This is a genomic window from Bacillus sp. PK6-16 (assembly GCF_056530295.1).
The window spans coordinates 2299538-2313519 of the sequence record NZ_CP096511.1; the positions used below are offsets into that span (position 1 = coordinate 2299538).

General features: G+C 32.8%; 10 protein-coding genes. 9 read left to right on the forward strand and 1 reads right to left on the reverse strand.

From position 1 onward, the window contains the following. Window positions 1-42 precede the first annotated feature (42 nt). Window positions 43-1200 (forward strand): serine hydrolase domain-containing protein, encoded by a 1158-nt coding sequence (locus tag M1D66_RS11805; protein ID WP_086384997.1) that lies wholly within the window; start codon window positions 43-45, stop codon window positions 1198-1200. Between the two features lie 343 nt (window positions 1201-1543). Continuing rightward, window positions 1544-1804: a cytochrome P450 gene (locus tag M1D66_RS11810; RefSeq protein WP_012593266.1), complete on the forward strand. Its 261-nt coding sequence runs from the start codon at window positions 1544-1546 to the stop codon at window positions 1802-1804. A 261-nt stretch (window positions 1805-2065) separates the two neighbouring features. Here the strand turns inward: M1D66_RS11810 and M1D66_RS11815 are convergent, their stop codons facing one another. Further along, a complete protein-coding gene (locus M1D66_RS11815) occupies window positions 2066-3217 on the reverse strand; it encodes an anion transporter (RefSeq protein WP_000659280.1) in 1152 nt (383 codons plus the stop codon). A gap of 961 nt (window positions 3218-4178) precedes the next feature. On the opposite strand from M1D66_RS11815, the gene M1D66_RS11820 reads away from it, so the two are divergent. The 7 genes from M1D66_RS11820 (at window position 4179) to M1D66_RS11850 (ending at window position 13748) form a co-directional block, all read left to right on the forward strand. Then, window positions 4179-5603, forward strand: a complete 1425-nt coding sequence (locus M1D66_RS11820) for an alanine/glycine:cation symporter family protein (RefSeq protein WP_000439283.1) — start codon at window positions 4179-4181, stop codon at window positions 5601-5603. Between the two features lie 124 nt (window positions 5604-5727). Next, window positions 5728-6708, forward strand: a complete 981-nt coding sequence (gene glsA, locus M1D66_RS11825) for a glutaminase GlsA (protein ID WP_000588648.1) — start codon at window positions 5728-5730, stop codon at window positions 6706-6708. Between the two features lie 233 nt (window positions 6709-6941). Continuing rightward, window positions 6942-8258: a sensor histidine kinase gene (locus M1D66_RS11830; protein WP_000584790.1), complete on the forward strand. Its 1317-nt coding sequence runs from the start codon at window positions 6942-6944 to the stop codon at window positions 8256-8258. Between the two features lie 4 nt (window positions 8259-8262). Continuing rightward, window positions 8263-9207 carry a response regulator gene (locus tag M1D66_RS11835; protein WP_000274085.1) on the forward strand — a complete coding sequence of 315 codons (945 nt, stop codon included), beginning with the start codon at window positions 8263-8265 and terminating at the stop codon, window positions 9205-9207. Between the two features lie 658 nt (window positions 9208-9865). Further along, window positions 9866-11440 (forward strand): spore germination protein, encoded by a 1575-nt coding sequence (locus M1D66_RS11840; protein ID WP_140335651.1) that lies wholly within the window; start codon window positions 9866-9868, stop codon window positions 11438-11440. Between the two features lie 26 nt (window positions 11441-11466). Then, entirely contained in the window at window positions 11467-12558 is a 1092-nt protein-coding gene (locus M1D66_RS11845; RefSeq protein ID WP_048538264.1) for a spore germination protein, read from the forward strand. Further along, window positions 12555-13748, forward strand: coding sequence for a Ger(x)C family spore germination protein (locus M1D66_RS11850; RefSeq protein WP_086384995.1), 1194 nt, complete (start codon window positions 12555-12557; stop codon window positions 13746-13748). The genes M1D66_RS11845 and M1D66_RS11850 overlap by 4 nt, the downstream gene beginning before the upstream one ends. Window positions 13749-13982: the final 234 nt, after the last annotated feature.

Consider the following 13982-nt stretch of genomic DNA (forward strand, 5'->3'; position numbering starts at 1 on the left):
ATTAACCATCAATACAATTTAAATAGAAGAGAGGAATTCTTTATGAAAACACGCAGTAAAATTACATGTGCAAGTCTAGCACTTTTAATAGCTGGAAGTTCCCTGTTATACATAACACCAACATTAATTGTAAAAGCAGAACCTACGCAAAATGTATCTAGTTCGTTACAAACAAGTACGCAAAGCGATCGTACTTCTGTTAAGAAAGCAATGCGAGATGAACTACAACTTGGATACCCGGGAATACTCGCTAAAATTTCTAAGGGGGGTAAAACTTGGAGTTATAGTGCTGGGGTAGCGGATTTGAAAACTAAGAAACCAATGAAAGCAGATTTTCGCTTTCGCATTGGCAGTGTGACGAAAACGTTCATTGCAACAGTTCTACTTCAATTATCTGGAGAGAACCGTTTGAATCTAGACGACTCCATTGAAAAATGGTTACCTGGTGTTATTCAAGGAAACGGATATGATGGTAACCAGATTACGATCCGGCAAATATTGAATCATACAAGTGGTATTGCTGACTATATAAATTCAAAAGACTTTGATATTACGGATATAAAAAAATCGTATACGGCTGAAGAATTTGTAAAGATGGGGATTTCACTTCCCCCAGACTTTGCCCCAGGAAAGGGTTGGTCTTATTCAAATACAGGATATGTAATACTAGGAATCCTTATTGAAAAAGTAACAGGAAACAGCTATGCGGAAGAGGTTGAAAATCGGATTATTGAACCGCTTGATTTGTCAAATACATTTCTACCTGGTAATTCAAGCGTGATTCCAGGCACCAAGCATGCCCGTGGCTATTTGCAACTAGACGGAGCGAGTGAGCTAAAAGATGTTACTTATATTAACCCAGGTAGCTCGGATGGAGATATGATTTCTACTGCTGACGACTTAAACAAATTCTTTTCTTGCTTACTAGGTGGCAAATTACTGAAGGAACAGCAGTTAAAACAAATGCTTACTACAGTTCCTACAAATAGAGAGGGAACCGGATATGGTCTTGGAATACTTGAAATTAAGCTTCCGAACGGTGTCTCGGTATGGGGACACAGGGGGGCCGTTCCAGGGTTTTCCACTTTTGCTGGTGGAACACTTGGAGGTAAACATACACTCGCTATCAATTCGAACAGTTTAAACATTAATAACCCGGAAGTTTTTAAAAACATTTTACTTGCTGAATTTAGCAAGTAGGAAAAACGGATAAATTTTGTCATTTGTAATTTCCATCGGAATGGATTACCGCTTGAAAGAGTATAGAGGGATTGAGTATCTAGAAACAATCAAGCCAATTATGAAGAATGGCTAAGTAAAAGGATTTGTTTGTACATTGGCCAATTAAGAGAGCAACAGATATAATGAGTGATTAGTATGTATCTAGTATTGCATTTGTATTGGTATCTTCACGGATTGTAAATTTGTATAAGGTGCGAAGTCTAATTTAAGACTTCGCACTTTTGCTGTTTAACAGCTTTTATTACGAAGCTATTAACAATAGAAAAAAGGAGAATGTAACTAGTTATGTGGATACTACTGTATGATTGGTGCAACAAATTGTGACTCTAACGTATTTGAAAGGCCTGATAAATTCAACGTTTATCGTCCTGACATTGATATTAAAAAGGCATTTAGTGGTACTGCAAGACATCTTGCTTTTGGATTAAGTATCTATAATTGTGTAGGAGCAGCATTTGCAAAATTAGAAATTGAAATAGATTCAACCATCAAAGATAATATTAGCAGGAAAAAATTGAGGGACATTAAGGATTTTGTGAAGAAGACTTCAAAAATGAAATAACATTGTAATAAGTTATATTTCTATTATTAATTGAAAGTTATTACCCTATAAATTCAGTCATTTATTATATAACTGAGTGCATAAAAAATGAACTGAAATCTAATAAACAACGTAAAAGCTAAAAGATTTTCGCTGTGAGAACATCTCAAAATATTAAATTGATGGTAACTTTGTTGTAGCTCTTTAAACATACCTATATTAAAACCCAAATATCTCAGCATTAAATTGAGATATTTGGGTTTTTCTAAAGGAATCAATTTTTTAAAAAATTTTTAGAAATTTAAACATAAAGTATTGTATACATGTAAGTATGATTAAAAATGAAAAGTTGTAAATGCTAAATTTAATTAAATACGCCTTACTCTCTTTAACATTGGCCTGAATGAATAGTTTATAGGAGATTACACTGGCTAAAGATGCGATAATTGTTCCAAGCCCTCCAATATTTACTCCTAGTAATAAAGCTTTCCAATCAGAAGTAAAGTTTGATAGAAGAATTGAAGTAGGAAAATTGCTAATCAATTGACTCAAAAATATGGAACTAAAGAAGACTGAAGTATCTCCTCTTAAATTAGCGCGAGCAAATGTCTCCAGTGCATCCGAATGTGAAATGTTTCCGATGAAAATAAAAAAACAGACAAAGGTTATTAGAAGAAAGTAATCGATCTTAAATAGTAAGTTTCTATCTAACGTAAATGCTGCCACCAATGTAACTATTAGCGCAATGTAATAATTAATGACACCAAAAATAGATGCAATGATAGTGATAAGTATTAAAATCCAGACGGTAGCTTTTTTTCGATTTTTCACGGTAATAACAGGTAGTTCTATTTTCAAATCTGTTTTTTGAAGTTTTTGAGTACATATAAATAACAAACTAATTCCAAGTACAGCTAAAAGCAGGATTGAACCTAAAAATGGGATGAGCTTAATTCCATAGTAAGAGTATAGGTATAAATTTTGTGGGTTTCCCATAGGCATCAAGCTACTACCGATGTTTGCCGCAATTGTTTGCAGGATGATTGTATCCATCATGTTCATTTGTGTTTTTTTACTAATGACAAGTGTTATTGGTACAAAAGTGAGAAGAGCGACATCATTTGTTACAAACATGGAGCAAATAAAGCATAACAAAATTAGAATAATAGATATTGACCTGCTGTTATTGCATTTATTTAAAATCGCAACAGCAAGTTTGTCTAATATCTTTAGCTGTTCCAAGGCCTTAATGGCCACCATTAGATTAAATAAGCTAATTAACACTTCAAAGTTAATATATTCGATCTTTGGCGAATGTATTAAGCAGCTTACAATTGCTAGTATCAGTGAAATGGTAAGCACTAAATCCTTTTTTAAAAATTCGAATTTCATAAGGAGTCTTTTTTTATTTTGAACGAATACTATTTCTTTCACAATACACCACCTGTAATCTATGTTAGTAAATATACGTTTTTTGGGATAACTCGATATTGCTAGAAAAGAGGATGTCATAAGGTCCTAAATAAGAGTTTTGTAATGTTTCATCCTTTCAACAAAATCCTTTTTTTCTTAGTGTCTTTCATGTTGTAAATATGTGCAATATAGACGAATCCAACTAGGGGGATTAATTGAGAAAACAAATGTTTTTTGTATGATACCATAAATAAATTAAATGCTTTATTTTTTTAATATTCTTATAATATTCTATTGATTCTTGATTTCAAATACTTTATATGAACTTCTAAAAGAGAAAAAGTATGCATGTTTTTATGAAGAAAATAGAGGCTTGTCAAAGGATAGGTAGAACAAAATCTGCGACGTTTGGATACTGTATAAAATTCACAAAATCTCACTGTTTTTTTAGATGAAAAATCTTAAAATATTTTTTTGTTTTTATAAAAATCTGTACTTTTTCGTAACATTCTGTACTTTTAATTATAAATTAAAGACAAGCTTCTCTTAGTTAAAGATTGAAAGCGCTTTATAGGTTTTTCGTGAAATTTTTACCTAGCCTATTTTTGAGATTAGTAGTAAGAAAGGAGATATTTCCATGTTCTTAAGAAAATTAACAAAAAACCAGTTAATCACTATTGATTATTATGATTTAAATATAAATCACCGGTAAACGAAACAAACATAATAGTACAACAACATTAGTGGATAAGAATATTAGTTTTGCAGAAGGGGATAGAGCATCGTGTGTATAAACGGAAAGTTTTTAGAAAATTCAGTTTTGAAGTTGCATGTTGCGATGTTTGTTTAAACAGGCCAATTCTATTCATATAGAAAATTTTTATTCTTGTTGTATTTGAATATGAATGAGGTATTTATGCCAAGGAATATAGGTGATTTTATATAGATTATGATAGATAAATTTTTGGTATGGAGTGATAATATGGAAAGATTTTTTGTAGAGTTAGTCGGATCAACAAATGATTTTTTATGGTCTAAATTGTTAATTATTATGCTTGTTATTTGCGGAATTTATTTTACATTTAAATTGAATTTTGTACAGTTTCGAATGTTAAAAGAGATGGTCCGTGTATTAATGGAGGGGAAAAGTGGTTCTAAAGATCAAATCTCTCCTTTTCAAGCGTTTTGTATTGGTATGGCAGCCCGCGTTGGAACAGGGAATATTACAGGAATTGCGATTGCAATTGCATTAGGTGGTCCTGGAGCTGTATTTTGGATGTGGATTATTTCTATTATTAGCTCGGCCTCCAGTTTTGTCGAAAGCACATTAGCACAGATATATAAAGTAAAAGATAAAACTGGTTTCCGCGGTGGTCCATCCTATTATATGGAAAAAGGGTTGAATAAACGTTGGATGGGAGTATTATTCTCTATTTTAATCACAATTACTTTTGGTCTTGTATTCAATTCAGTACAATCAAATACAGTTACAATTGCTTTTCAAAACTCATTTGGTACAGATCGTCTAACAGTTGGGATAATCATGGCCATTGCTTTCGCTGCGATTATTTTTGGTGGTGTACAACGTATTGCAAAAATGGCTGAATACAAGGTGGTATTTTTAGCGGTATTATACATTGGAGTTGCATTATTTGTTGTAGTTACCAACATATCAAAAATGCCGGAAGTTCTTTCTCTTATTGTTCAAAACGCATTTGGTTTTAAACAAATAGCAGGCGGTTCAATTGGTGCAGCACTTATGAATGGAGTTAAACGTGGTTTATTTTCAAATGAAGCTGGTATGGGAAGTGCACCAAACGTTGCCGCAACAGCAACAACAAGTCATCCGGTGAAACAAGGACTGATTCAAGCATTTGGTGTATTAACGGATACACTGATCATTTGTACTAGCACTGCCTTTATTATTTTGCTGTCTGATGCATATAAACAACCGGGGTTAAATGGTATTGCACTTACACAAGCAGCATTAAGTGAACACATAGGTCCTTGGGCATCGGGGTGTCTTGCTATCTTTGTTTTTTTATTTGGATTTGGTGCGTTAATTGGCAACTATTATTATGGTGAAACAAATATTCGCTTCTTACATACAAGTAAAGTGTGGTTAATGATATACAGAATAAGTGTGTTGGCTATGATTGTATTTGGTTCTGTTGCAAAGATTCAAATTGTATGGGATTTAGCGGACTTATTTATGGGCTTTATGGTTATTATTAATTTAATTGCTATTACCTTACTTTCAAAAGTAGCATTTGCGGCGTTACAAGATTATATAAACCAGAAAAAAGCTGGTAAAGATCCTATTTTTTATAAAGAAAACATTAAAGGGCTTGAAAATATTGAATGTTGGGATAGTTATGAGAAAACTTCAAAAAAGAAAAGTGTGTAATAAGAAGGATATTCAGACTGCAATATGTCTGAATATTTTTCTTGGTTCTAGTGCAAATATTATTGATTATAGTAAAGAAAAAATCATTCTATATAAAGTTAATAGTACGGGGGAATATGATTAAATGATAAAGGATTCTAGCGTTCAAGTTGAGGGTCAAGAAAAAGTTTGCTTAGATCAATGGGTAGCTCATTATCGAGCGTATGCAGCTAAGGGACGAAGCGCCAGTTATATTCCCGCTCTGGGGGAAATAAATGTATCGCAGTTAGGTATTTGTATAGTAAAGCCAGATGGAACAATGATAAAATCAGGAGATTGGGAGATCCCTTTCACATTACAAAGTATATCAAAAGTAATCGGTTTTATAGCCGCTTGTTTAAGTCGCGGTATTTCTTATGTATTAGAACGAGTTGACGTAGAGCCAACTGGAGATGCCTTTAATTCAATTATTCGTTTAGAGATACATAAACCAGGAAAACCTTTTAATCCTATGATTAATGCTGGAGCAATTACGATAGCTTCACTTTTGCCAGGGACATCGGTGCAAGAAAAATTAGAATCTCTATACGTATTAATTGAAAAAATGATAGAGAAGCGTCCCGCTATTAATGAAATAGTATTTCAATCAGAATGGGAAACGGCTCATCGTAATAGAGCATTAGCATACTATTTAAAGGAGAATGGTTTTCTAGAATCAGATGTGGAGGAGACACTAGAGGTTTACCTAAAACAATGTTCGATTGAAATAAATACAGAAGATATTGCCTTAATAGGGCTTATACTAGCACATGATGGATATCATCCTATTCGCAAAGAACAAGTGCTCCCTAAAGAAGTAGCTAGGTTAACAAAAGCTTTAATGCTAACTTGTGGAATGTACAATGCTTCTGGAAAATTTGCTGCTTTCATTGGATTACCAGCTAAGAGTGGGGTATCGGGCGGAATTATGACACTTGTTCCCTCAAAATCTAGGAAGGATTTATCGTTCCAAGATGGATGTGGTATTGGTATTTACGGACCAGCCATTGATGAATATGGGAATAGTTTACCAGGAATTATGTTGTTAGAACATATTGCAAAAGAATGGGATTTAAGTATATTTTAAAAAGGAGCACAGATATTTTGGTGTTAGAGCGAGTCCAAAAGTGTTCAGACCTTATATTGTGTCTGAACATTTTTGAGTTATAAAGTATCTTTCTAAAGTAGAAGGGTGTAATGAATACTCACAATCTAGAATGCTTTCGTTTATATCTTATTTATCAGTTTTTGAAAAAAATAGAGTAAGTATTGTATTAATGCAAATAGGTTTGTATACTGACTGTTAGGCGAAAGTGAGAAGTGATTATTTTGAATCTTAGTAATTTAGTAAAAAAAGACATCTATATTCTCGTTTTAATGATACTTACAGTACCCTTAGTAGGTGAAATAAAGTCATTTCCTTTAAATGAAACATTTAGAATGAGCTTTGGCGCACCAACATTTTTCTTTTTTTTGTTATTGTTTCGACGAATTCCAGCATTTTTACCGGGTTTTTTAACAGCGATAGTCGTGGTAGTATTTCGTATCTCAATGGATGTCATTATAAAGGGAAATATGGATTGGCTAGCCGCTTTTCATACTCACTATCCTAGTTTTTTCTTTTATTTTACTTATTCGTATCTCTTTCATTTAGCAAAAATCAAACGTTTTTATCATCAACCACTAATGATTGGTTTTATTGGTTGCATGATTGAAATACTGTCAGACTGTGTGGAATTAATGATTCAATATTTCGTATTAAAAACATCGATCACATCCGAGGCAATAAATGAGATCATTGTTATCGCATGTTCCCATAGTTTTATAGTTCTAAGCTTTTTCAATATGATGAAATTGTATGAAGCGCAATCAAGGGAGAGACATATAAAGAAACAAAATGAACATATGCTCATGCTTATCTCTAATTTATATGAAGATGCTGTTCATTTAAAGAAAACATTACAAGATGCTGAGAATATAACAAAAAAATCCTATGATTTATATAAAACCTTAGACTCTTTTGAGCACAAACAGATGGATTTTCAGTTTGAGGATTTAAGGCAACAGGCATTACAAATTGCTGGTGAGGTCCATGATGTTAAAAAGGATAACCAACGTATTTTTGCGGGACTTTCAAAATTAATTTCTGATGAAAGTTTTACAGATTATATGTCTGTGCATGAACTAGTAAATATCATTATACGGGCAAATACGAAATATGCACGGTTGCTAGAGAAAGACATCCAATTTGTGTATAAAATTGATGGTGTGCATCCTCATTATCATATTTACACAATCTTATCTATTATAAATAATATCGTTACAAACGCTGTAGAAGCTATCCAAGGTATGGGAACCATCACAATTGACATTAATAAAGACCACCATTTTGTTGAATTTCAAATAGGCGATAATGGTCCTGGTATTTCTTCAAAATATAAAGATTCAATTTTTGAGCCTGGGTTTACTTCTAAATATGATGATTTAGGCAACCCATCGACAGGTATCGGATTATCGTATGTTAAAGAAATGGTCGAACAACTTGAAGGTGATGTTACGCTTGAGGACAGAACCGAAGGAAAAGGATCAATTTTTATAATTAGATTAGGGATTGATCATATAATTTCGAAAGGGTGATTCTATGTATTTTTATATAGTAGATGATGAAAAAGCGGTTCGCTCAATGTTGGCTCAAATTATCGAGGATGAAGATCTTGGGGAGGTTATAGGAGAAGCTGAGGATGGTTTATCTTTAGAGCAACAAATGGTAATCCTTAAAAATATAGACATTTTATTTATCGATTTGTTAATGCCGAATCAAGATGGAATAAAAACAATTCGTCAAATAAAACCTTCGTTTAAAGGGAAAATCATCATGGTCTCTCAAGTAGAATCAAAAGAATTAATTGCTGAAGCTTATTCGCTTGGTGTTGAATACTATATTATTAAGCCAATTAACCGGATTGAAGTATTAACAGTTGTTCGGAAAGTCATTGAACGAATTCGTTTGGAAAAATCGATAAAAAACATTCAAGAATCGCTTAATATGGTACTAAAATTGGATAGTAATTTAAGTACGCAAGAAAAATACCGTAGTGAAAAACATTTAAATACTTTCAATCATTTTCAAAATTCCATTCATTTTCTTTTGTCTGAATTAGGAATAGCCAGTGAAAGTGGAAGTAAAGATTTAATGGATATGCTAGATTATTTATATAAATATGAACAAGATAACACGTTGGAACAAGGCTTTCCCTCACTAAAAGAGATTTTTATGAATTTGGCTCAAAAAAAACTTGGGGATTCAGCTGAAGATGCCGAATTAAAAAGGTTCATAGAAGCTTCCAAACAACGGATTCGGAGAGCAATTTATCAATCATTAAACCATTTAGCATCCCTTGGACTTACTGATTTTTTAAACCCGAAGTTCGAAAATTATGCTTCTAGATTTTTTGATTTTACTACCGTAAGGAGAAAGATGACAGAATTGAATAATGAACCAACATTACCTGCTCGTATTGATACGAAAAAATTTATTCAAGTTCTTTATTTTGAAGCAAAACGAATACACTTGGAGTTAAGATGATAAACTCTTGCTAAGTATTATTTTCAATTGATAGATTGATAATAATTTTTCTTTTTATTCTCCTTTATTTCATATTAGTTTTAAAATCAGAAAATTCCGTATCGATTCGGTAGAAGGGTATGAACTTAGAACAAAAGAATATGTATTTTTTATTTTTTTAAACATTAATATTCATTAAAAAAACGAGTATTTCCACAATAAAATATAAATACATAGTAAGTTGAGTTGAAAAAAGATGCTATCTTCTAGCATCTTTTTTTCTTTAAGAGGAAATATCATCGATCCTTATATTATTTGAAATTCAAATGCGGGCATATAAATAAGGGAAAAGGAGATAATATTTAACAAATTATAATTGGAAATGGTATTTTAGGTCAGAAATGCTTTTATACTAACTAGGTTATTGGTACGAAATAAGCATAATGTCTCGCTTTTCTGCTCTTTAATCTTATCGTTATTTTTTATTAAGTACATATCGTTTTTTAGAAATCTCAATCCTAGCAGAGTATATAAATTGGGTGATAAAAATGTGGAACATAATTACTTCTTATCTTCCGGATTGGAAAGTCTTTGTACAAGCTTTTATCTTGTTTTTAATTCCGTATACTATCTCAAGATTTTTTCATTGGGTTCGTATGTCAGAGAAAGAGTGGGAAGAATGAGTTGGTGGAAGTCAAGAGACAAACAAGTGAAAAAAAATAATATTCAAAGTAAAACGAAACAAGAGTATAAACCTTCTCAAAATACAATCGTTCATTTCACAAATGATTTTGCCTCTAACTTAGAACTTATAAAGCAACAAATCGGACATAATTCTGATGTTCGCTTTCGGAAGTTTAATATTGGGCGCACAGATATTCAGGCTGGGATCGTTTTTGTTGATGGTCTATCAGATAAAGAGATAATTGACAAACATATTATGAAATTACTAATGGATGATTTTTCTGATGAATATAAAAATGAATCTTCTTATGTGGAGGGGACTGTTTCAAAAGAATATATTAAAAATAAAGTTCTTACAATTAGTGAAGTAGCAGAAGTCCATTACATAAAAGATTTAATACCCAAAGTATTGATAGGTTCAACAGCTCTTTTAATTGATGGTTTAGCAGATGTGTTTATTCTTGGTACAACAAAAGCAAATAAACGAAACATTGAAGAACCAGTATCGGAGGCATTAGTCAGAGGGCCACGGGTCGGTTTTACTGAAGTATTAAGTGATAATACCTCACTTTTGCGACGACATTGTGCGGATGAGAGCTTATCATTAGTAAAGCTACCAGTAGGAGAACGTGCAAAGAAAGAGTTAGTCGTCGCATTTATTAAAGATCTTGCTAGTACAGAATTGGTGGATGAAATAAAAAACAGAATTCAGAAAATTGACATAGACAGTGTACTCGAATCTGGTTATATAGAGCAACTTATTGAAGATAATTATCTCAGTCCTTTTCCGCAGATTCAAAATACAGAACGACCTGATCGTGTTATTAGTGCTTTGATGGAAGGTCGAGTAGCTATTTTGTTAGATGGAACACCATTTGTTTTAATTGCTCCAGTTACATTTAGTATGCTGCTGCAATCACCAGAAGATTATTATGAAAGGTGGCTTCCTGGTACGCTTCTCCGCTTATTACGCTTCATGACAGCTTTTGTTTCATTATTTGCTCCAGCACTGTATATTTCTTTTATTTCATTTCATCCAGGATTAATTCCCACTAAGCTCGCTATTTCTATTATCGGATCGCGAGAAGGAGTTCCTTTTCCCGCTTTAATAGAAGCGTTAATTATGGAAGTAGCTATCGAAGTTTTGCGAGAAGCAGGTTTACGTCTGCCTAAACCGATTGGACCTGCAATGGGAATTGTGGGCGGTTTAATAATTGGTCAGGCTGCCGTAGAAGCAGGAATTGTTAGTCCAATAATGGTTATCGTTGTTGCGGTAACAGCTATTTCTTCTTTTACTATTCCGCAATATAGTGTGGGAATTACGTTACGCATTCTTCGTTTTATAGCTATGTTTTGTGCTGCGATATTTGGCTTGTATGGAGTTATTCTCTTCTTTCTTTTACTTTGCAGTCATTTAGTGAAACTGAAAAGTTTTGGCGTTCCTTATACCAGCCCTGCTGTTCCATATCGATTCAGTGACTGGAAAGATTTTATGGTTCGCATGCCATTAAAAATAATGAGACGTCGACCGAAAATAATGCATACCAAAAAAAATATCCGCAAAAGGTAGCTGATGACGAAAGGAAGTGGCCTTCAGTGATTACGAAACTTAAAGACCGAATAACAACTGCACAGGCAGTTGTTATTATTGTAAATTACATACTTGGGACAGGAATTCTCACTCTGCCCAGAGCATCTGTGGAAAAAGTGAAAACACCAGATGTATGGCTAAGTGTGATATTAGGTGGAATACTGGCAATGGTTTCAGGAGTAATTATGGTCAAATTAAGTCAGCAGTTTCCAGAAAAAACATTTTACCAATATAGTCAAGATATTGTAGGAAAATGGATAGGTAGATTACTTAGTTTTCTTATTATAGGGTATTTTCTTACAACTTCAGCATTTCAAATTCGTTCAATGGCAGAAGTAATAAGCTTTTTTTTGCTCGAAGGAACCCCCACATGGGCTATTGTTATGCCTTTTATGTGGATAGGTCTCTATTTGATTATGAGTGGTATTAATTCAATTGCACGGATGTTTGAAATAATATTTCCTATTACTGTTTTTATTTTTTTAATCATTTCCTTTATGAGCATCGGAATATTCGAGATAGATAATCTCCGTCCCGTATTAGGTTTGGGAATTAAACCGGTATTAGATGGGATAAAAACAACGTCTCTCGCATATACAGGTCCTGAAATTATGTTAATTCTTTTGGTATTTATGGAACAACGAAATAAAGCAGTAAAAGCTATTTTAGTTGGAATTTCTATTCCGTTAATCTTTTATGTAATAACTGTTGTAATGGTCATTGGTGCATTATCAATTGATGGAGTTGTAACAAGAACATGGCCGACAATTGACCTTATGCGCAGTTTTGAAATTTCTGGATTGATATTTGAACGTTTTGAATCTTTACTGCTTGTAATATGGATTATGCAAATATTTGCTACCTATACGATTAGTTATTATGCAGCTGCATTAGGATTAGCACAACTCTTTAAAAAGAGTATTCATCCTTTTATTTTTGCTTTAATTCCAATCATTTACATCATTGCTATGACTTCGAAAAATATAAATGACTTGCTTAAATTGGGGGATATGCTCGGTAATGCTGCTTTATTTTTATTTGGTTTACTACCACTGCTTCTTCTTATTATTACACGATTAAAAGGAGGAGTAGTGTGAAACATAAATTTAATTATATGCGGTTCTATTTGGCTTTGTTATGGACGCTTTTGCTTCTGTTTTTAACAGGATGTTGGAGCAGTAAAGAAGTAGAAGAGTTGAGCTTAACTGCAGGTATAGCACTAGATAAAGGGAAGGATTCAACAATTGAGAAAGAGGATGAGGAAGGAGGTTATCCTAAAAGAAATCTTATAACAGCTACTTATCAAATTGTTAGTTCGCAAGCACAAAGTAAAGGAAATGGACAACAAAAACGTTATATAAATGTTTCTGAGACCGGTGATTCCATTCATCAAATTGTTCGTGAGTTTTCATTGAAAAGAGAGAGCACAATGTTCAGCCCACATTTAAAAAACATTGTTATTAGTGATAGTCTTGTACGTACATACAGTTTAGAACAATTACTTGAACAGTATCTCCGTGACAATGAAGTTCGGCTTAGCTGTATGCTCTTAATTAGCAAGGGTCTAGCGAAGGAGGTACTGGAAACAAACAAAAAAGGAGAAATCCCAGCATTTCGTTTGTCTGGAATTGCAGATAATAGAAATAGAACAACAAGGATTTTACCTCCTGTATCGCTCGCTAAATTGGAAGGAAAGATGCGGTCAGGGTCCAGTTTTCTTTTGCAAAATGTAATCTCGATAAAAGGAGAAACAAAATTTGCAGGAGCTGCTGTAATCAAAGGAAAGACAAAAAAGTTGATGGGCTTTTTAAATGAACAGGAATTGGAAGGAGTAGTATGGATAAACGGAAAAAGGAATGGTGGTGTGGTAAAAACTTTTGATAAAGAATCAAAGAAACTCATTATATACGAAATAAAGTCAATAAAAAGCAAAATCATACCACATGTTAACGGAAATAATATTTCCTTTGATGTAAACATTGAATCAGAAGGGCGTTTGTCTGAAAATTGGATACAATCAGGAAAAGATTTTGAAAATGAATTTTTAAAAAGGGAAGAAAAAGCTATTGAAAAAGAAGTAAAGCACTTAGTACATCATGTTACAAAAAAAATACAAAAAGAATACCAAGTCGATATTGCGGGTTTTGGCAACCAATTAAGAATTAAACACCCGAGAACATGGGAGAAAGTCAAAAAAAATTGGGATCAAACATTTAGTAAGGTACCGATTAAATATCATATAAATGTAACTATACAAGATTATGGAGCGTCAAGTTTAAAACGGTGAGATACCTTAATTGAAATTATATTTGCATCAAAACAAAAAGTTACAAAAATTTTAATTTAAAAATTTTTGTAACTTTTTGTTTTTTTATGTCTTTCTTATTATAGATTAAAGAAATGATTTTATCCGGCTATTTGCCGGGCAGTAAGACCCCCACCTCAAAATTCAGCGAAAGCAAAGAAGTTATTAGAGGTATATGTAAGCTCTATATAGGAAGGAGAATTTTGAAATTCTATT